This is a genomic window from Klebsiella sp. CN_Kp091 (assembly GCF_040065095.1).
Classification (GTDB): Bacteria; Pseudomonadota; Gammaproteobacteria; order Enterobacterales; family Enterobacteriaceae; genus Klebsiella; species Klebsiella aerogenes.
Genome location: NZ_JBEAIO010000004.1, coordinates 39568 through 59386, shown reverse-complemented (window position 1 = coordinate 59386; position 19819 = coordinate 39568). Strand labels below are relative to the sequence as shown.

Sequence of the window (19819 nt, the reverse complement as noted above, 5' to 3'; positions counted from 1 at the left end):
GCGCGTATCAGGCGATACGCGCCACCGATTGACGTTCGACGATGGCGCACGCCAGCTCAACCCGCCTTGGAATTTCGACACTACCCGCAATCATATCCTGCAGCAGCTCCAGCGCCAGCGTGCCGATTTCGTGTACCGGAAGGTGAACGGTAGTCAACGGCGGTGTGGCAAACTCCGCCTGCGGCAGGTTATTCATACCCACCACCGAGATATCTTCCGGCACGCGCAGTCCTAAGGCCCGCACGCCGTTGATCGCGCCGATCGCCAGCGAATCATTGGCGCACAGTATCGCCGTACACTCGCGCGGAGTATCACGGAAACGCGCGATCACCGCCTGCTCCGCCAGCTCCGGCAGCCAGTCGGTAACCGTCAGGATCCGCGAATCGTCGCACAACAGCTGGCGAGCGCGCATCGCTTCCCGCCAACCATCTTCACGCTGTTCAATGGTTCGCCTGCCTGGGTGGGTTAAAAAAAGAATGTCGCGGTGGCCGCGCTCGAGCAAATATTCACAGGCCATGCGCGTGGCCGAACGGTTACAGGGCAGCACGCTGGACAAGCGCATTAATGGATCGTCGGTATTCACCAATACCGCCGGTTTTTTCAGGTTCGCCACCGTATTCAGAAAGCCGCTGTCGTCCACCGTCAGCGCCAGCACGCCACCTACGTCCGCTTCTTCCAGCAGCGCCTGCAGAGCGCCGTTGTCATTATCGCTGAGCTGATGAGTAATGAGATCAACGCCCAGCACCTTCGCTCGCTCTTTTAACCCTTGCAGGACGTACCAGCTAAACTGATAGCGGTTGTAATCCAGCATCGCCACTTGTGAAATAGCCAGCACAATCCGCGCGCCGCCCAGCTCCTGAGCCGGCGTATATCGCATGGCCCGCGCCACTTCCTGAATACGCGTGCGCAGTTCGTTGCTAACCCCTTTTTCGCCCGATAGCGCCCGCGACACGGTACTGAGCGAGGTACGACAACGGGTAGCGATATCCTCCAGCCGCACGCGGCGATATCCAGCATCGCGATCTGCCTGATTATCTGATTTACTCATCTCTCATCCTTTCTGACACCGCGCGCTACTCGGCGTAAAAATGAAAATCGCCGCGACTGGCGAATAATATGCAGTACTCAGTGTAGCCATTGACGCTGCCCAAACGACTTAGCGCACCACGGCACGATAAGCCATTTTTTACCCGGCATCGATTCAGAATCGCGAATTTGTGATCGTCAGCCGCACTATCCTGCCATTGCTACCGCTCACTCGCTAATCCTGTAACAGCATGAAGATTTTGATATCGATGATTATATTTTTATTCAATTAGGGTGTGGATTATTCTGTTGTTTAAAAGTTTGCCATCATATTTATAAATATAATATTTATATTATCAGCCCTAAAGATTATCGAAACACCCGATGCTCTATATTCAGCCTCCTTCACTTATAGCGCTTCCCACATATAAAACCAGTGGGTGGCATCCCGACAAACGGTGCGGAACATCGCAGCGGAGACCAGCTGATAGCGGCGGTCCTGAGATTTCGCGGGTGTATAAGCGCACACGTAGCGACCGCTATTGGCGTCGGGCAGCCCCTCTTTAACCGACATCCAGGGGAGAATCAGCTGCTCCGGCGGAACGCCCGCCGAGATGGTATCGATCACTTCATGCGCCAGCGCCCGGGCGTCGCGGCTATAGGGGCCAACCACAACCTGTTCACAGTGTCTGAGTAAATGTTCCATTAATTATCGCTTCCTTTTATTGAGTCTCTATTTTCCCTTAATTATTGCAAAGATATCATTGGAAATAACTATTATTTAATAGGGTTTAATGGTGCTTATTTACTTAAAAATAAATTTTTAATACGAAACTATAATGACTCGCATTTATATCTTATTGATATAAAAAAGCCATTATCCGCTATCTCCGTATCAACATAGCTGAATAATGGCTAATTTCCACAATAACGTCTTATGCGCAATTGGCCGTGAACTCTACCGGCAAGTCGCCATAAAACCAGCCATCGTCCTGTTGGGTGAGATCGACGCGGATAGTCTTCTTCTCGCCAAACAGAAACTGCTTCACCAGTACCTTACGGGTAAAAACGCCGCCGACGTTAATACGCACGCCGTTGTGCTCAACCTTCTTAACCCGAATGGTTCTGCTGGAATAATCTATTTGAATATCAACATGTTCTCCGTGACGAGCAATAAAAGCCGCGATCCTGACATGCCCCCCATTTTTGGAGAAAGAGATAAACGGCTGACTCTTTCTACCGCGCCTTCCCTTTTCTATATTAATGAAGTTGTTTACGTCAGAGCGCGCTGCACCATTGAACACAAAGAAGCCTCCCTTCTCAGCAAAATCGTATCCCTTAAAACGAAAAAACAATGGTTTATTTCACTAGCAGGATGAATTTATGACAGAATAATTGACTGCATTTTAGAGATTTACACAGACAAAATCAAACCCGCTAAATGCCATTGCAGGGCAACTATCTCCCCATTCTCATCGCGGTAAAAGAAACACGACGGGCAAGATCCCGCACGGTAACTGGCTTCGGCGAGACCTTTTCCCCGCCCAGCGTCCAAGCGTAATGAAGAGTAAAGTAATCCCTGGATCTGTTAGACGGTCTCTGCGACCCTGAAATGAAGTTCGTGCAACAACAGAAGGTTAAAATTTCTCCGGCAGATCGTGCACAATATCGACCAGTTCGCCGTTTTCCATTTTGATATATCCTCCCTCCTTTAGCTCGGCAAGGATTTTAAAAAGGTAGCTGCGCGACATTTTGGTTCTTTTCAGAATAAAGCTAGCCAGGCTTCTATCATGCAATACTCCTTCATCCTGCTGTTTTTTGTAACGGTAGATCATCGATTTAATCGTATCGTAGCGTGAAGGTAAATTCTTTTCGTGATGTGCATCAATAATCAACGATAGCTGAAATGCCATGATTTCCATCAGATAAGCAAACCGTTCGCGTTGAATAAAATAGTGTTCAAACGCTTCTTTATCGCAGGTCACTATTTTGACATTTTTCTTTGCGGTATATTTTAGCGATAGCGCCGGACCATAGTTTTCAATAATCCCCAAGATCATACCGCGTATCCCTTTGCCAACCTGCAGCATATCTCGCGTTTTACTCAGGACACCGCGTTTACTCGCGGAGCCAAAGCCCACGTTGTATTCCACTTCTATCGCAATAATGCCTTCCACTACAATGACGACTTCGCCAGGCTCAATTCTGAAAACGCCATTGTCTTTGATGATTCGCGGCTGGTTTGCCGAGATCAGAGGTTGAATCAACTCAAGGTCGCTGGCGACAACATGGTTATATTGATCAATAACGTCGGCATAAGTCGTTTTCATGTTGCCTCATTAATTAGCATTTATTTAATGCATGCAAAAATAGTCTGATAAAGTTAACCCTGTCAATTAAAGATAGCATTTTTAGTTCATCCCGCCATTTATTTCAGTCCGTTTAGAGACTCCTCTCTCGTATCAATCTGGATGCCTGAATAAAATACCAACACCGACGAGAACCCTAACCCGGTTTCGCCCACTGAAGCGTCTAATTTATTTTTAATAATAAACACCCTTGTAATTTAAAAATAAATTAGACGCTTCGTTAACAATCTATTTTTCCAAACCATTTAGAAAGCCGGAAAAATAAAAGGATAGCGAGCTATGTTTAAAAATATTCCCTTTAAGAGAACAATGTTGGCCAGTATGCTGACATTAGCTTCCGGCGCGGTGACCGTTGCTCACGCAGCCGACGCAACAGCGCAGAAGCAGGATGCTAAAAAGCCTAACATCGTAGTTATCTTTGGCGATGATATCGGCTACCTGAACCTGAGCACCTACAATCAGGGTCTGATGGGCTACCAGACGCCAAACATTGACAGCATCGCCGCCCAGGGCGCGAAGTTTACCTCCTACTACGCCGAGCAGAGTTCCACCGCCGGTCGTTCCGCGTTTATTACCGGCCAGATGCCGTTCCGCACCGGGATGAGTAAAGTCGGTATGCCGGGAGCACCACAGGGTCTGCAGAAAGAAGATCCGACCATCGCCAACGTCCTCAAGCAGCTGGGCTACGCCACCGGCCAGTTCGGTAAAAACCACCTTGGCGATCGCGATGAATTCCTGCCGACCGCGCACGGTTTCGATGAATTCCTCGGTAACCTGTATCACCTGAATGCCGAAGAAGAGCCGGAAAACCCGGATTACCCGAAAGATCCCAACTTCCGCAAACAGTTTGGCCCGCGCGGCGTGATTAAGAGCACCGCTGACGGCAAGATCGAAGATACCGGACCGCTGACCGTGAAGCGTATGGGCACCGTAGATGAAGAGACTCTGGCCGCCAACAACGACTTTATGGCGCGCCAGGTGAAAGCCGGTAAGCCATTCTTTACCTGGTTCAACACCACCCGCATGCACAACAAAACCCACCTCAAAGACGACAGCGTTGGCGTCACCGGGCTGGGAACCTATGCCGACGGCATGGTTGAGCACGATAAAATCGTCGGCCAGGTACTACAGAAGATTAAAGACCTCGGTATCGAAGATAACACTATCGTTATCTACACCACCGACAACGGTCCGATGACCGCCACCTGGCCAGACGCAGGCGAAACTCCGTTCCGCGGTGAGAAAAACACCGGCTGGGAAGGCGGCTTCCGCGTACCGGCGATGATCAAGTGGCCAGGCCACATCAAACCGGGCACCGTGGTGAACGATATGTTCGCCAGCTATGACTGGTTCCCGACGCTGGTTGCCGCCGCCGGCGACAGCAACATCAAACAGGAAATGCTGAAAGGGTATAAAACGCCGTCCATCACCTACAAGGTTCACCTTGATGGCTATAACCAGCTCGACTTCCTGCAGGGTAAAGGAAAAGACCAGCGTAATGAATTCTTCTACTGGAGCGATGACGGCGATCTGCTGGCGATGCGTCAGGGCCGCTGGAAGATCCACTTTATGATCCAGGAACACACCGGTCTCGATCTGTGGCGCTATCCGTTCACCAAACTGCGTGCGCCGATGATCTTTGACCTTGCCGTCGATCCACTGGAGAAAGGCGACCAGGGGATGGGCTACCAATCATGGTTCTACGATCGCATGTTCCTGATGGGCGGCGCGCAGAAGTCGGCAAAAGAAATGCTGGCGACGTTTAAAGAATTCCCGCCGCGTCAGAAGCCGGGCTCCTTCACCGTCTCCGATGTCAGCGCGATGCTTGACCAGGGCGCGCACAAATAACCCTGTTATCAACTCCAGGGCGGTCCGCCGCCCTGTTTTTCTCCTCGCTTTACCCTCGACCTGACTAACCCGGGAGTTATTTATGAAACACAGCACTACCGTGCCTGTTAACGCATTACCTTCGGCAGAAAAGTACGCGGGTAACGGCCCCGCCTACCAACGTCGCTTTCATGTGATGGCGAAACCCACCGGCTCCGCCTGTAATCTCGATTGTAGCTACTGCTTTTACCTGCACAAAGAACACTTACTCCAGCAGGAAAAACGCCGCTACATGAGCGATGAAACGCTGGAAAACTTTATCCGCCAGTACATCGACGGACAGGATGGCGAACAGGTGGTCTTCTCCTGGCAGGGCGGCGAACCGACCCTGATGGGGCTGGAGTTTTTCCATAAAATAGTGAAATTCCAGCAGCAATATAAAAAGCCCGGCCAGCGGATCGAAAACGATCTGCAGACCAACGGTATTCTGATTAACGATGCCTGGGCTGAATTCCTCAAAGCGAATCATTTCCTTGTCGGCCTGTCGATTGACGGCCCGCGAGAGTTGCACGACCGTTATCGCATCACCCGCAGCGGCAAACCGACATTTGATAAAGTGATGGCCGGCGTCGACGCCCTGAAACGCCATGGCGTTCCATTCAATGCGCTGGTCACCGTCAACCGCACCAACGCCCGCTTCCCGTTAGAGGTTTACCGCTTTGTTACCCGCGAACTGGGGGCGACCTACGTGCAGTTTAACCCCTGCGTCGAACCGGTGGACTTTACCCAGACCGCGCCTCATTTCTGGCGTGATGACAGTATCCCCACCGTCGGCAGCCGCCGCGCGCGCCCCGGCGATTTAGACGCTATCGTCACCGACTGGTCGGTCGACCCGGACGATTGGGGACGCTTTTTGATAGCAACCTTCGAAGAGTGGGTGAACAACGACCTTGGCCGCGTCCAGGTCAATCTATTCGAAACTGCCGTCGCCCAGATGATGGGTCTGCCGGCGCAAATTTGCACCACCGCGGAGTTTTGCGGCAAAGGGCTCGCGGTCGAGAAAAACGGCGACGTTTTCTCCTGCGACCACTACGTCTATCCGGAGTATCAAATCGGCAATATCGCCGATAACAGCCTGGCGCGAATGGCTTTCTCCGAACGTCAGCAGGCTTTCGGTATGGGTAAATGCGACACGCTGCCCCAGCAGTGCAAGCAGTGCCCTTACCTGAAGCTTTGCCACGGCGAATGCCCGAAAAACCGTCTGGTGCTCACCACCGACGGCGAAGCCGGCTTGAACTATCTCTGCCCGGGCATTAAGGCCTTTTTCAACTATGCCGAGCCGATTCTGGCGGGCATCGTCACGCTGGTGAAACGCGATTTTAAAGGAGTTAGCCGATGAATCTTCGCGATAAAATGCTACGGCTGGAGCAGCGCATGAATGCGCAGGTGCTCGGCCAGGAAAACGTCGTGCGAATGCTGATCATCGCCCTGCTCTGCGATGGGCATATCCTGCTCGAAGGGCTGCCGGGGCTGGCGAAAACCCGCGCCGTCCGCGAGCTGGCGCGGCATATCCTCGGCGAGTTTCGCCGTATCCAGTTCACTCCGGATCTGCTGCCCTCGGATATCACCGGCAGCGAGATTTATCAGCAAAATGCCAGCCGCGAAGAGGAGCAGTTTCGTTTTCGCCCGGGGCCGGTATTCGGCAACGTGATTCTGGCGGACGAAATCAACCGCGCCTCGGCCCGCGTGCAGTCGGCGCTGCTGGAGGCGATGGAAGAGCGCCACGTCACCGTGGCGGGCAAAAGCTGGCCGCTGCCGGGCGTGTTTATGGTGCTGGCGACGCAGAACCCCGTCGACCAGGAAGGAACCTGGCCGCTACCGGAAGCCCAGCTCGACCGCTTTCTGATGAAGGTACAGGTCGACTATCCATCGAAAGAGCATGAGCAGCAGGTGATGCAGCTGGTTCGCGCCGAGCAACAGGCGAAATATGGCGTAGCGGCAAAAACCGCCCCCGCGCCAGAAGTGGAATCGCTGCTATTCAGCCAACAGGAGATCGCCTCCTGCTGGCAGGAGATAAGCGCCATCCACGTCGCGCCGATTATCGAAACCTGGATAGTCGAACTGGTCAACGCCAGCCGCCAGCCGCAGCACATCAGCGAACAATTAGCCAGTTATCTGGCTTACGGCCTGAGCCCGCGCGGCACCTTAGCGCTGGAGCGCTGCGCCCGCGCGCAGGCCTGGCTCGCGGGACGTGACGCGGTTCGCCCGGAAGACGTGCGCTTTATCGCGCCGGCGGTGATGCGCCACCGCTTGATGCTAAGCTATCAGGCCAGCGCCGATGGTTGCAGCGCCGACGATGTGATTACCATGCTGCTCAACGCCGTGGTGATCTGATGAGCGACCTCTGCGTGAATCGCCAGATGCTGCTCGACCTCGCGCCGCAGGCGCGGTTGATGGTTAACCCACCGGGACAGATCCCGCCGGGGGCGTTGTCCGGCGAACGCGCCTCCCGCCAGCAGGGGCGTGGGCTCAACTTCGACAGCCTGCGTCGTTATCAACCCGGCGACGACATACGCATGATCGACTGGCAGACGACCGCCCGTCTACGTACGCCGTGGGTGCGCCAGTACAATGAAGAGCGTGAACGCCCGGTCTTTTTGCTGGTCGACCAGCGATTAGATATGCATTTCGCCACCCGCGGGCAAACTAAAGCCAGCGCCGCGGCCAAAACCGCCGCGCTGCTGGCCTGGCGTAGCCATCACGATGGCGATCGCCTCGGCAGCCTGGTATTTAACGATATCACGTTGGCGCTACACCCGTGCCGCGCCCCGCGTAGCTCTCTACCCGCGCTGCTGGACGATCTGACGCATTACAACCAGTTGCTGGCGCAGCAATATCCTCTCGAGCCGGAGCGTACGCAGACGCTTTCGCAGGCGCTACAGCGCGCGGTCAGCACGATTCCGCGCGGCGCCTGGGTCGCTATCCTCAGCGATTTTCACGATCTCGACGCCCCAGCTCAGGCCATGCTGGCGCATCTGCGCCGTCGCTGCGAGGTCAGCGCATTTGTGCTGTTCGACGACTTACATCTTCGCCTGCCGCGCTCCGGCACGCTGGCCGCCTGCTACGGCGGGCGCAGCGCCAGCGTCACCCTCACCTCCGCGCTCAGCACCGATATTCGTCAACACATCATCGGTCGGCTGGCGCGTCAGCAGCAGCAACTCAACCAGTTGGGTATTCGGGTTAATCATCTGACGGTAACTCAGGACCTGCTGCGCCAGTTACAAAAAGGGCTTTAAATGTTTGAGAAAGGCTATGCGGTGCCGGAGCTACTAACGCCCGCGCTGCCCCCCGCCCCCAGCTGGTTTCCGCTACCAATCGGCTGGCTGATTCTGCTCGCGATTGCCGTAGGCCTGGCGGGGCTGTTCCTGCTTATCCGCTACGCCCGCTGGCGGCGCAACCGCTGGCGACGAGAAGCGCTGCTGGCGCTCAATCATCCGCATACCGTCGATAGCTGGATGCAGCTGATTAAACGCGTGCAGATGGTCCACCAGCCGCGCCAGATGGTTAGCCAAACGCTGGCACCGGAAGCCGTGCTGGCGTCGTTGACGCTGGATGCTGACCTGCGCGACCAGCTCATCGCCCGCTACTGCCGGGCCGACAACGCCCTGAACGACCAGAAGACGGCGCGGCTTCGCGCTCAGTTGGCGCAGTGGCTAAAGGAGCTTCCACATGTCTGAATGGCTCGCCCACATTGATTTCGCCTGGCCCTGGGCCGCGCTACTGCTGGCGCTGCCGCTGCTCACTCGTTTTCTCCCGCTACCGGCAAAAACCACCGACGAGCGCGTGCGGGTACCGTTTTTACCCTCGCTCATTGACGCGCTACAGCTCGATACCCGGCCAAAACGCGGAAATGGGGCCAGCGCCGTGCTGTTCTGGCTTATCTGGTCGCTGCTGGTTTGCGCGCTGGCGCGGCCGGAATACCTGACGCCGCCACAATATATTACCAGGCCGATGCGCGACATCGTGCTGATCCTCGATGTCTCCGGGTCAATGGCGAAAAATGACGTCCAGGGCGGTAATACGCGCCTGCAGGCGGTACAGCAATCGGTGCGCAAGTTTATCGCCGCCCGCCAATCCGACCGCATCGGCATGGTCATCTTCGCCAGCAAAGCATGGCCCTTCGCCCCGATAAGCGAAGATAAACAGGTGCTGCAAACGCGCATCAATCAGCTAGCGCCGGGCATGATTGGCCAGCAAACGGCTATTGGCGATGCGCTGGGCGTGGCGGTTAAGGTGCTGGATAATGGCCCCGATAAGCAGGCCGACAAGCTGGCGATTTTACTCACCGACGGCAATGATACCGCTTCGCAGCTGTCGCCTGAACTGGCGGCAAAGCTTGCCGCCGACCACCACGTCCGGGTACATACCATCGCCTTCGGCGACCTCAGCGATACCAGCGAAGACAAAGTCGATTTGCCGCTACTGCAACGCATCGCGAAAACCACCGGCGGCCAGAGCTGGACCGCCGCGCATTCCGGCAGCGCGCTGGATAGCGTCTGGCAACAAATCGACGCCCTCACTCCGGCGCAGGTCAAAAGCCTCGGCTGGTCCTGGCATCAGGCGCTCTATCCGTGGCCGCTCGCCGTCGCGCTGCTATTGCTACTGCTGGCCGCCTGCGGCCGTGTCCTCAGGGAGAAAATGGCATGAGCGATTTTCACTTTCTCTATCCGTGGCGCTTAACCGCGCTGCTGCTGTGTCTGCTGGTGGCCTGGCTTCCTGGCTACGGCGCCTCCGCCTGGTCCACGCTAATGGATAAACCCTTTCGTGCGTTGATTATTCAACGCCGTCGCAGGCTAACCCGGCTGCTGCCGTGGCTACTCACACTCGGCGTCGTGGCATTGGCGGGCCCGAGCTGGCAGCGTGAACTACCGGCGGCGCTCACCCCGCAAAGCAACGTGATGGTAATACTGCAGCAGGATCTGGCGATGTATGCCCAGGATCTTCCCCCCTCGCGCCATCAGCGCATGCAGCATAAAATCGCCGCGCTGATGCAACGGCAGCCCGGTTCACATTATGGTCTGGTGGTTTACAGTAGCCAGGCCTTTCTCACGACGCCACTGACGCAGGATCCGCAGTTTTATCAGCTGTTTCTCAACGCCCAGTCGCCCTCTTTGCTGCCGGAAGGTAGCGGTTCCGCCCTGCCGCAGGCCGTCGCACTGGCGTTAAAAAATCTGCCTACAGCCAAAGACAGCCCGCGTAGCCTAATCCTCGTTGCCGATACCCTGTCGCCTGCCGATATCACCTGGCTGAAAGGGCAACATCTACCGCTGCAAATTTGGGTCCCCGGCACCGCCGCGGGCGGCACGCTGCCGGATAAGTACGCCAGCCTCGGCATCGATACCCGACTAAACGTCAATCGTTTCCGTCAGCTGCGCGACGCCGGGATCCCGGTGACGCTGGCCAGCGATGATGGCGACGATCTGCCGATCATCGCCAGCCACATTCAACAATCGGTGACTCAGCAAAATAATGCCCGCCAGGATCTGCACTGGAAAAACAGCGGCTACCTGCTGATCGCGCCGATGCTGTTCCTGCTGCTGTTCTGGCGACGCCAGTTACTGATGGTAGCGCTTCTATTTCCCGCGCTGCTGTGGTCGCCGCACAGCGATGCCGCCTGGCTCGATGCCTGGGTTCGCCCGGATATCCTGGGACAGCACGCCTTTAACCGCGGCGACTACGCCGCTGCCGCCGGGCACTATCGCGATCCGTTATGGCAAGGTATCGCCTGGTATCGGGCCGGCGACTATCCTGCCGCCGCCAGCGCGTTTCGCGCCGCGCCGCCAAGCGCGGAAACCTTGCTGTGGCTGGGTAACAGCTATGCTCAGCAAAAGCAGTGGCAACAGGCGCTCGACAGCTACGATCGCGCCCTTTACCTACACCCTGACTGGCCCATGGCGCTGCAAAATCGCGACAAAATCTCGCAGATCGTAATGCGCATTCGTCAGCAGGAGCGAGAGCGCCAACAGGCGCAGGGCGATGCGATGGACGATGGCCCGGATAAGCTGGTCCACGATCTGCAGAAAAATCAGGGCATCAATCAGCAGCAAATCGGCGCTATCGCCGGGGAGAGTCCGCAGGTTAATCAATGGTTTGATGCACTGGAGGTTTCGCCTACCGGGCTACTGAAAAGCCTGTATCGCAACGGCTCAGGAGATACCACGCCATGAACAAAGCGCTACTTTTTCTGCTGGTTGCCGCGCTTCCCGCGCATGCGGCGATGGACATCACCCGTGAACTGGAAGCGCCGACGCAGATCGTCCCCGGCCAGCCGGTTCGGGTGGCGATCACCTGGTGGACCGATAGCTGGTTTAACCCGCCGCCGCAGTGGCCCGAGTTTGCCGTCAAAAACGGCGAACTCCTGAATACTGCGTTGCCTTCACAGCTGGTGACGCGCAAAAAGAACGGGATCGTCTGGAGCGGCATTCGCCTTGAACGTCAGGTCAGCGCCTGGCAGCAAGGCGTGCTACGCCTGCCGGCAATCGACATTACCGCGTCATCCGCCAATCAGGCGCCGGTCACGGTGCATCTTCCGGCGCTGGAACGCCCGGTACACTGGCCTGCCAATACCACTCAGGCGGACCATTTTTTACCGGCCAGCCAGCTGACGCTCAGCCAGCAAATTCAACAGTACCACGCGGGGAAAGACGCCACGCTGCGGGTCGGCGATGCCGTTGACCGTATCGTGACCGTCGAGGCGCGGGATGCGCTGCCGGGGCAAATTCCACCGCTGCTGTACGCCATTAGCGGTAGCGAGAGCCAGCGTCTGGCGCCGGTCAGTGAACCATTAAAAAGCGAGCGCGGCGATGTTATCGGCGCCCACCGGGTGGAGCGACTGCGCTATTTGCCCAGCCATAGCGGCACACTGACGCTACCGCCGATTAGCTTGCGCTGGTGGGATACCATTAATCATCAATGGCGAACGGCGAAGCTGACGGGAGAAACGTTGAACGTCGCCGCGGCGCGACAAGGCGGCGCGGAGCAAGCGCTGCGCGGTACCACGGGAATGGTCTCCTGGCAGAGCCTGATGTGGATAATGATTGCTGCCGCGGCGGCCGGTGGGGGATGGTTTGGCCGCCGCTGGTTTTATCGAACGCTTCTCGGCATCAATCGGCGCTGGCGGCGTTTCTGGCAGCCGCAGCCGTTGCCGCCGCTGGCCCCTTAGGCAATTATCCGTGGCGCCGGGAGCGCACAGAGGGCGGCCCATCGCCACCAGGGATTTTCCCGGAGGCGGCGCGTTGCGCCTTATCCGGGCTACCAGACTGCCCTCCGGCGTTTTTTATTTCGCCTTACACTGCGCCGGGTCGTATACCGTCTTCCAGTCCTGCTGCATATCGACAACCGTCCAGCCCTTCTGTTTCGCCTCGGCCAATCCTTTCACCAGCTTGCCGCTGGCGGAAGGATGGCTGTCGTAGGCATACTCCCGCGCCGCATCGGTATGGTGTACCAGCAGCTCGAAGGTTTTATAGTTTGGGTTGGCGGCGGTGTACTGCAGCATCGCCAGATCGCCATCGCTGTTGCCGAAAGCCGCAACCGGGCGCTGCCCCATAAACAGGTGGATCGCCACCGGCTTGGCCGCGGCGTCATCATTAAATGCGCCTTTCATCGTTTTGCGAAGCTGGGTGCCATTCTCCGTCAGACTAAACTCGCTGAGCGCGAACGAACCGATAACCTGCTCCGGCGGAATACCGTACATTTTCGCCGACACTACGCGCATGAAGTCAATTCCGCCGCCGGAAACGATCCACGTTTTAAAACCATTGGCGCGCAGATAGTCCAGCAACTGGCGCATCGGCTGATATCCCAACTGGTCGTAGCGACAGCCGGTACGTTTATCCTGATGGCTGTCAAACCATGCGCTGACTCGCTGACTAAACTCTTCGGTGGTCATGCCGCTATGGGTTAACGCCAGCAGCTTGAGTAGCCCTTTTTCACCGCCCGCCGCTACCGTTTTCAAATCATTGTTCAGTACCGCCGCCACCAGCGGATCTTTTTGCCACTCCGGATGTTCCGGCGCCAGTCTTTTCACTTCATCCACCGCGAACTGTAGTTGGAAAGTCAGCGGCGCTTCCGGCCACAGGGTGCCGTCGTTATCGAAAACCACATAGCGCTTATCCAGCGGAATAAAGTCCGCCCCGCCTTCACGCGTCGCCCCCTGCACCCATTGCTCAATCGCCTGTTTAGCAGGGGTATCTTTCCATGCCGGCAGCATATCGGTGGCTGCCGCGCTGGTGAAGCTCAATAGCAGCATGCTGAGCAGTACTGTTTTTTTCATTGTTTTTCCTTCTTATTCCACCGCCAAAAACCAGACCTACTTCAGCATGGCGGCAATCTTCTCAAGCGTAGGTTTAACCGTCGCGTAAAAATGGCGAAAGCCAGGACACAAATAATTGAGCCCCTCTTCGCCGTCCGGGGCGCGCACGATGCGGTTTTTCGGGCATTCGCCCCAGCATAAATTCAGATGCGGGCAGCTTTTGCAGTAGGCGGGCAGCGTCTCTTTCTTGCCCATCCCAAACACTTTCTGCCGCTCGGAAAAGACCATATGCGCCAGCTTATGCGCCTTAATATTGCCAAGCTTATATTCCGGGTAGACGTAGTGATCGCAGGAGTAGACGTCGCCGTTTTTCTCAATCGCCAGCGCCTTACCGCAAAACGGCGCGGTGATGCATAACTGGGATGGAAGCCCCATAGTCTGTACCACGGCGGTTTCGAACAAATTCACCTGCACGCGGCCCAGATCGTAGGTCACCCACTCATCAAAAGCTTCGGTCAGAAAATGTCCCCAATCGTCCGGATCCACCGACCAGTCGGTGACGATAGAATCCAGATCGCCCGGTTTCGCCCGGCGGCTGCCGGTGATGGGGATCGTCTCTTCGCGCCAGAACTGCGGCGCGGTAGTTTTAAACTCGGCGGCCTCTACGCAAGGCGTAAACTGGATATAGGTGGCGCCGAGTTCGCGGGTAAGAAAACGATATACCTCGCGCGGGAAACGGGCATTCACCCGGTTAACGACTGCCAGCGCGTTGAACGGCACGCCGTGGCGCTTCAGCGCCGCGACCCCTTCCATGACCTTATCGAAGGTCGGCTTGCCGCTGCGCGTCACGCGGAAGCGATCGTGGATCTCGCGCGGGCCATCGATCGATACCCCGACCAGGAAGTTATGCGCCTTTAAGAAGGCCGCCCATTTATCGTTAATCAGCACGCCATTGGTCTGCAGATCGTTCTCAATGCGCTGGTGCTTCGGCTGATATTTCTTTTGCAGCTCAACGACCTTTTCGAAAAACTCCAGCCCCATCAGGGTTGGCTCGCCGCCCTGCCAGGAGAAAATAATCTCTTCGCCGTCCTGGCTTTGAATGTACTGACGAATGAAATTCTCCAGTACCTCGTCGCTCATTCCTTTGTCGTGCGGCTGATGCAGAAGCTGCTCTTTATGCAGATAAAAACAGTATTGACAGTCCAGGTTGCAGGTGGAGCCGCTGGGTTTCGCCATCATGTGATAGCGACGTTTATAGGCGGGCAGATAGCGCCCCTGGTTCTGTAATGGCGTTAATGGAATGGTGGTGCTTTTTTTCATCGACCAGAACCTATCTCTAGAATGCTCACAACAGCAAAAGGCCCGGACATCTCGCCCGGGCCAACGTCATTTTAATTACCGGTCGGCATCGCCAACTGGAACCCTTCTTTTTGTAACTGCTCGCGGATATTACTAAAGCGTTGGTACTGCGACAGGGTAATCGGCCCACTGTAGGCTTCGCTCTGCGGCTTACGCGGCGGATACTCGACGTAGGTTTTCATCAACTTAGTGATGGCTTCATTGAAGGTCACCAGCGTCCAGGTATGCTCGGTATAGTTGTTCATAAAGATATCGTAGCGTTCCTGCGGATCCTGCCAGAGGTCGAAAATCTGCGGCACCGTTGCGACATAGGACTCCGGCCCTTTCCAGCCGAGGTTGGAATCCACCGCCAGGCCGCCGGTTTTCGCGCCGTTATCGCCGCGCAGGTTAAACACCGCCTTATAGTGGCCGACGCGTGCCGCCCCCGGGGTCAACTCATTTTCAGTGAAGTAGAACCAGGAGGTACGCGGATCTTTACCCGTGCCAAACAGTACCGGTGAAATATCGTAGCTATCGAAGATAATCGGCTGCCCGGCGCGGTCTTTGGTCGGTAATTTAACGCCGGCCACCGAAGCAAAAGTCGCCATCAGATCGAGGCCGCCAACGATATCGTGGTTACGGCTGTGCTCTTTAATCTTGCCCGGCCACCAGGCGATAGCCGGAACGCGGCTGCCGCCTTCGCGGTCAGTGCCTTTGGTACCGCGGAATGGCGTATAGCCAGCATCCGGATAAACGTCCTGCCAGGCGCCGTTATCGGTGGTCCATACCACAAGGGTGTTTTTATCGATCCCCAACTCGCGCAGCTTATCCATGATATGGCCTACGCGAGCATCCATTTCCACCATCGAGTCGGCGTATTTGCTCTTCGACATCGACTTGCCGACGTAATCCGGATCCGGCATGTTCGGCTGGTGGTTCTTCATAAAGTTGATGCTCATGAAGAACGGTTCGGAAGATTTTGCGTTTGCTTCGAGATAGTCCAGCGAGGCCTTCTCGACGTAGCGGTCGAAGAATGGGATCCCGACCACGCCCTCTTTGCCATCAACGACCGGGGTATTCACATACTGGCCGTTAATTTTGAACTCTTCCTTCGGCGCTTCGCCCGCCTTGCCGGAGAGCGCGCCGCGGGTGACGCGGGCAAACATTTCACGCAGTTGCGGATCCATATCCGGGAACCAGGTCGGGTCGGCATAGGTATAGGCGTTCAGGTGATAGAGGCCGACGTATTTCATTTCGTCGTAGCCCTGCGCGTTTGGTAACGCGTAATCGGCTTCGCCGAGGTGCCACTTACCGGTAAAGAAGGTTTTATAGCCGCCGGTTTTCAGTACCGAGGCCAGCGTCCACTCTTCTTTCGGTAAACCGCCGCCTTGCCCCTGGAAAGCCACGGTGGTCATACCGCTACGGTTGGGAATGCGCCCGGTCTGCATCGCCGCGCGGCCCGGCGTGCTGCTCGGCTGGCCGTAGAAGTCGAAAAAGGTCATCCCCTCATCGGCCATTCTGTCGAGGTTTGGCGTCGGCATACCGCGGCCTTCGCCGCCGCCGTAGACGCCGAGGTCGCCATAGCCGGTATCGTCAGAGACGATCAGGATAATATTGGGCTTCTTTGCCGCACCATCGCTGGAGCCAGCCGCATTTTGATCGGCGGCATTGGCCGTCGCGCCGGGTAATAACGAACCGGCGGCAAATGCCAGCACGCCGATACCCTTGTATTTTTTATTCATCTTCAAACCTCATTGCTCAGAATGCGCCTGATTTAACTTACGATTTAGCTAAAGTCAGGCAGGCGTTGTCAGATTAGATAAGTCTCAATATGAGATGAGCGACATCGGCAAATATTCTTGTCGCTACTGAGGCGATTGCGCTTAAGTGAAGTAGAGAAAGCAATAAAAATCCACAGGTTCTGGTTTTATTTTTTAATTTATGCAAAGCGCATCACTATCACCGTTTCGCTAAAGAAACCCGCCGCAAAAGCAATATTATCATTCAATATTTAAGTGGATTCTTAGTTACTAAAAATAGAAGCCCAACTACCCACTAAAACAGTCTAAGTGAGTGTTTTAAAAAGAGCGATAGATCAGTCCGTTAACGGACTCTAAAAGTGTCGTCTGCTATCTGGCGCCAGCTTTTAAATTTAGATATTTTGTATCAGGCGTAATTCCGCGCCGTTAAAATATAAAGTATCGCCACTGCAAAATAGCAAAGAGTAATTAAGCGGTAGAATTGAGTCTGGAGAGAAGATGAGTCGTATTCAAACGCCCTATTCCCACATCATCGATGAATATAATAAGATGATTTCAAAGAATATAAAGGCGATACACTCGTTAGCTCTCAGCAATAATATCCGCAAGATTGCCGATGAAACACATTTCACTCTGAGTACAGGCGAGATTATTATTGTTCTTGAAGGCGTTATTGCCGTTGAGATGCAGGAGCACAACTTTATTGTCGCCCCAGGAAAAGCAAAAACCCAGCCGAAAAAGTTGTTTCAGATCGGTAAAGGCATCAAAGGGATGTTTTTCGGTATCGTCGAGAATTATGGTCCGGGCATTCAGTTGCACTATACCGCCAAAAAAAATGTCAAAGTGTTCAGCTGTAATCTCGAATACTTTGAGAAACATTTTACCCAGCCCGATAAATTTACCTTTCTGATGAACATGATGGCCATCACGTTGGCGTTTTTGCTCGATGCGCATGACGAAAGAGCTATTGGCACCCGCTATTTTGTCATTCGCTCCATGATTTATCGTTATCTCAAACAGAAAAATGAAGGCGTATTACACGATCCGAGCCTGGCGAACTTTATCCTGCGACGCACCAAAATGTCGCGTAGCTATCTGTTTCAGGTACTTTCCGATCTGAAAAACGGCGGCTATATCACGATGAAAAACGGCGAGCTCGTCGATATTGTCAACGAGCTGCCGGAAAAATATTAACGCCGTTGGCTTAGCTCTTATCCTGCCCCCGGCGCTTAAACTGCCCGGCGTCGATGTCGTACTGCTTCATCTTGCGCCACAGCGTGGTACGGCCAATATTCAGCAACTGCGACATCTCCTGTACCCGGCCGCTGGTGACTCGCGCCGCCTGGATAATCGCCTCTTTCTCGATGGCGCTGAAAGACAGGCTTGATGGTAGTAATGAGGACGCCGTTTCGCTGCCCGGCCGGGTAGAGAAGAGATGCTCGGGGAGATTGCTTAAGCGGATATGACCGTTATCGCTACTCATCGCGATATTCTCAATAATGCTATTAAGCTCAAAATCGTTGCCTGGCCACGGGTAGGCCACCAGTTGCGCCAGCGCGTCGTCATCCACCTTCAGGCGCGATGAAAAGCGTTTTTCCAGCCGACGCAGACGGCTATGCACTAACGAAGGAATACTGCCGCGCCGCGCCCGCAGCGGCGGAATGACGATTTCAAACGAATGTAGCGCATAGTAAAGCTGGCGGCTAAAGCGGTTCTGCTCCACCAGGTTGGCGAGGTCGACGGTGGTGGTGGCGATCACTTTCACATCCACCGGAATCAGCCGCCGGGCATCAAGACGCGTCAGCACGCCCTGTTTTATCACCTGCAGCAGCGCTGATTGCAACTCGGGGGCCAGATACTCTATTTTTTCCAGGAAAAGCGTGCCGCCGTTGGCCAGTTCGAGTCGGCTGAGGCGGCCATTTTCATCGTCGGTTGGCGCGCTGCCCATAAAATCCTGGCCCAGTACGCTGTCGGCGTACAGCTGGCAGTTAACCGAAATATACGGGCCCGGCGCCCGTTCGCTTTCGTTATGGATCGCCTGGCTCAGTAATTCTTTACCCACCCCTTCCTCGCCGCACAGCAGCACCGGGAAAGCGCCGCGCGCCGCCTGACGGCCAAAGTGGATCAGCCTGCGGGTTTCCGGGTCATCCGCCGACATCTGTTCGAAGGTATGGCTCACTTTGCCCAATTGGCTGGTCATTAATTGACGCATCTGCTCCACCGGGTGGAGCAGTAAAATGAAGCTATTGCCCTGCTCCTCCACGATAGGCTTCAGGGTGATCACCGCGTCGATAAATTGATGCTGGCTCTCAAAGGTCACTTCCACATGATTAAGGCCGCGGGCCTGTTTAATCGCGCGGCGCAGCAACGCCGGCAGGGTCAGCAGCTCATTGATATTTCGCCCCTGGCTGGCCTGGGTATCGAGATGGAGCAGCGTGGCCGCCTGCACGTTGAGAAACTGCAGCACTCCCTGCTCGTTCCACGCCATCACCCCGTCGTCCATACTTTCCAGCAGGCCGTACATTTGATTAAGGTGGCGGTTAGATTCCGCCAGCAGGCTGTCGGTAAGCAGCGAGTTACCCACTTCGCGGGCGATGGCCAACGTCAGCGACAGATCCGCCGGGGCCCACTCTTCGCGCAGGCAGCATAGCGAAATCGATCCAAACAGACGGCCATGGTTATCGAACACCGGCGTCGAACTGAACGACCAGCGCCGCAGCGCCTGCTTAAAGTGCTCGTCCCCCGCGGTGTTGACCGGCTGTCCGAGCATCGAAGCCAACGACAGCGCGCAGGTGCCGATAATGCTTTCCGCACAGTAGCTGCCGTCGCGAAATCCCAGCTCCGCCAGTTGTTCCAGGGTCTGAGGATTGCCACAGCGGCTCAGAATACAGGCCGACTCATCAAGGATGAACAGCGCGCAGGGGCGGTTGGCCATAAACTCCCACGCATCTTCCAGCGCCGCCTGGCCGATGGTAAGCAGCGCGGTTTTGCGACGGCAGATCGATTCAAAGGTCAGCCCCTGCGCCTGATGCGGCGCCTGCCAGGTTTCCCGCTGCATAAATTTGCTGCAGCGATGCCACGACTGGCTGATAACGGCTGAAACTTCATTTTCCGCGCCCTGAGTCTGAGCTGTCATATCCCTTTTCCGCTGGAGTTAACACAGTTAAAACGACAAAACCCTCCGGCAG

General features: G+C 55.6%; 17 protein-coding genes. 9 read left to right on the top strand and 8 right to left on the bottom strand.

The features are described 5' to 3' along the window. Nucleotides 1-7: 7 nt before the first annotated feature. The 4 genes from ABLV17_RS03615 to ABLV17_RS03600 all read right to left on the bottom strand — a co-directional run bounded on the left by ABLV17_RS03615 (nt 8) and on the right by ABLV17_RS03600 (nt 3356). Entirely contained in the window at nt 8-1048 is a 1041-nt protein-coding gene (locus ABLV17_RS03615; protein ID WP_113373090.1) for a LacI family DNA-binding transcriptional regulator, read from the bottom strand. Nucleotides 1049-1435: 387 nt separating this feature from the next. Then, the gene (locus ABLV17_RS03610) at nt 1436-1732 is read right to left on the bottom strand and encodes a hypothetical protein (RefSeq protein WP_087859854.1); all 297 of its coding nucleotides are present in this window, start codon (nt 1730-1732) and stop codon (nt 1436-1438) included. 229 nt (nt 1733-1961) lie between these two features. Beyond that, entirely contained in the window at nt 1962-2330 is a 369-nt protein-coding gene (locus tag ABLV17_RS03605) for a hypothetical protein (RefSeq protein WP_308957746.1), read from the bottom strand. A 333-nt stretch (nt 2331-2663) separates the two neighbouring features. Then, nucleotides 2664-3356, bottom strand: coding sequence for a helix-turn-helix domain-containing protein (locus ABLV17_RS03600; protein ID WP_308957747.1), 693 nt, complete (start codon nt 3354-3356; stop codon nt 2664-2666). A gap of 318 nt (nt 3357-3674) precedes the next feature. Between ABLV17_RS03600 and ABLV17_RS03595 the strand changes: the two genes are divergently transcribed. The 8 genes from ABLV17_RS03595 to ABLV17_RS03560 all read left to right on the top strand — a co-directional run bounded on the left by ABLV17_RS03595 (nt 3675) and on the right by ABLV17_RS03560 (nt 12444). After that, entirely contained in the window at nt 3675-5243 is a 1569-nt protein-coding gene (locus ABLV17_RS03595) for an arylsulfatase (protein ID WP_087859857.1), read from the top strand. Nucleotides 5244-5325: 82 nt separating this feature from the next. Further along, complete coding sequence (locus tag ABLV17_RS03590; RefSeq protein ID WP_308957748.1) at nt 5326-6621, top strand: anaerobic sulfatase maturase; 1296 nt, start codon at nt 5326-5328, stop codon at nt 6619-6621. After that, on the top strand, nt 6618-7616 hold the full coding sequence (locus ABLV17_RS03585; RefSeq protein ID WP_308957749.1) for a MoxR family ATPase: 999 nt from the start codon (nt 6618-6620) through the stop codon (nt 7614-7616). The genes ABLV17_RS03590 and ABLV17_RS03585 overlap by 4 nt, the downstream gene beginning before the upstream one ends. Next, a complete protein-coding gene (locus tag ABLV17_RS03580; protein ID WP_308957750.1) occupies nt 7616-8518 on the top strand; it encodes a DUF58 domain-containing protein in 903 nt (300 codons plus the stop codon). Before ABLV17_RS03585 ends, ABLV17_RS03580 begins: the two co-directional genes overlap by 1 nt. Further along, the gene (locus ABLV17_RS03575) at nt 8519-8959 is read left to right on the top strand and encodes a DUF4381 family protein (protein ID WP_308957751.1); all 441 of its coding nucleotides are present in this window, start codon (nt 8519-8521) and stop codon (nt 8957-8959) included. Next, nucleotides 8952-9929 (top strand): VWA domain-containing protein, encoded by a 978-nt coding sequence (locus ABLV17_RS03570; RefSeq protein ID WP_308957752.1) that lies wholly within the window; start codon nt 8952-8954, stop codon nt 9927-9929. Before ABLV17_RS03575 ends, ABLV17_RS03570 begins: the two co-directional genes overlap by 8 nt. Next, on the top strand, nt 9926-11449 hold the full coding sequence (locus ABLV17_RS03565; protein WP_308957753.1) for a VWA domain-containing protein: 1524 nt from the start codon (nt 9926-9928) through the stop codon (nt 11447-11449). Before ABLV17_RS03570 ends, ABLV17_RS03565 begins: the two co-directional genes overlap by 4 nt. Next, nucleotides 11446-12444: an oxygen tolerance domain protein gene (locus ABLV17_RS03560; RefSeq protein WP_308957754.1), complete on the top strand. Its 999-nt coding sequence runs from the start codon at nt 11446-11448 to the stop codon at nt 12442-12444. Before ABLV17_RS03565 ends, ABLV17_RS03560 begins: the two co-directional genes overlap by 4 nt. 114 nt (nt 12445-12558) lie before the next feature. Here ABLV17_RS03560 and ABLV17_RS03555 read toward each other — a convergent pair whose 3' ends face one another. The 3 genes from ABLV17_RS03555 to ABLV17_RS03545 form a co-directional block, all read right to left on the bottom strand. Then, nucleotides 12559-13554, bottom strand: coding sequence for an HAD family hydrolase (locus ABLV17_RS03555; RefSeq protein WP_348854086.1), 996 nt, complete (start codon nt 13552-13554; stop codon nt 12559-12561). Between the two features lie 36 nt (nt 13555-13590). Next, entirely contained in the window at nt 13591-14853 is a 1263-nt protein-coding gene (locus ABLV17_RS03550; RefSeq protein ID WP_113373101.1) for an anaerobic sulfatase maturase, read from the bottom strand. A gap of 71 nt (nt 14854-14924) precedes the next feature. After that, nucleotides 14925-16613 carry an arylsulfatase gene (locus tag ABLV17_RS03545; protein ID WP_308958057.1) on the bottom strand — a complete coding sequence of 563 codons (1689 nt, stop codon included), beginning with the start codon at nt 16611-16613 and terminating at the stop codon, nt 14925-14927. A gap of 516 nt (nt 16614-17129) precedes the next feature. Between ABLV17_RS03545 and ABLV17_RS03540 the strand changes: the two genes are divergently transcribed. Next, complete coding sequence (locus tag ABLV17_RS03540) at nt 17130-17825, top strand: helix-turn-helix domain-containing protein (RefSeq protein ID WP_271032089.1); 696 nt, start codon at nt 17130-17132, stop codon at nt 17823-17825. A 10-nt stretch (nt 17826-17835) separates the two neighbouring features. On the opposite strand, the gene dhaR is transcribed toward ABLV17_RS03540, so the two are convergent. Continuing rightward, the gene (dhaR, locus tag ABLV17_RS03535) at nt 17836-19767 is read right to left on the bottom strand and encodes a dihydroxyacetone kinase operon transcriptional regulator DhaR (protein WP_087859867.1); all 1932 of its coding nucleotides are present in this window, start codon (nt 19765-19767) and stop codon (nt 17836-17838) included. Nucleotides 19768-19819: the final 52 nt, after the last annotated feature.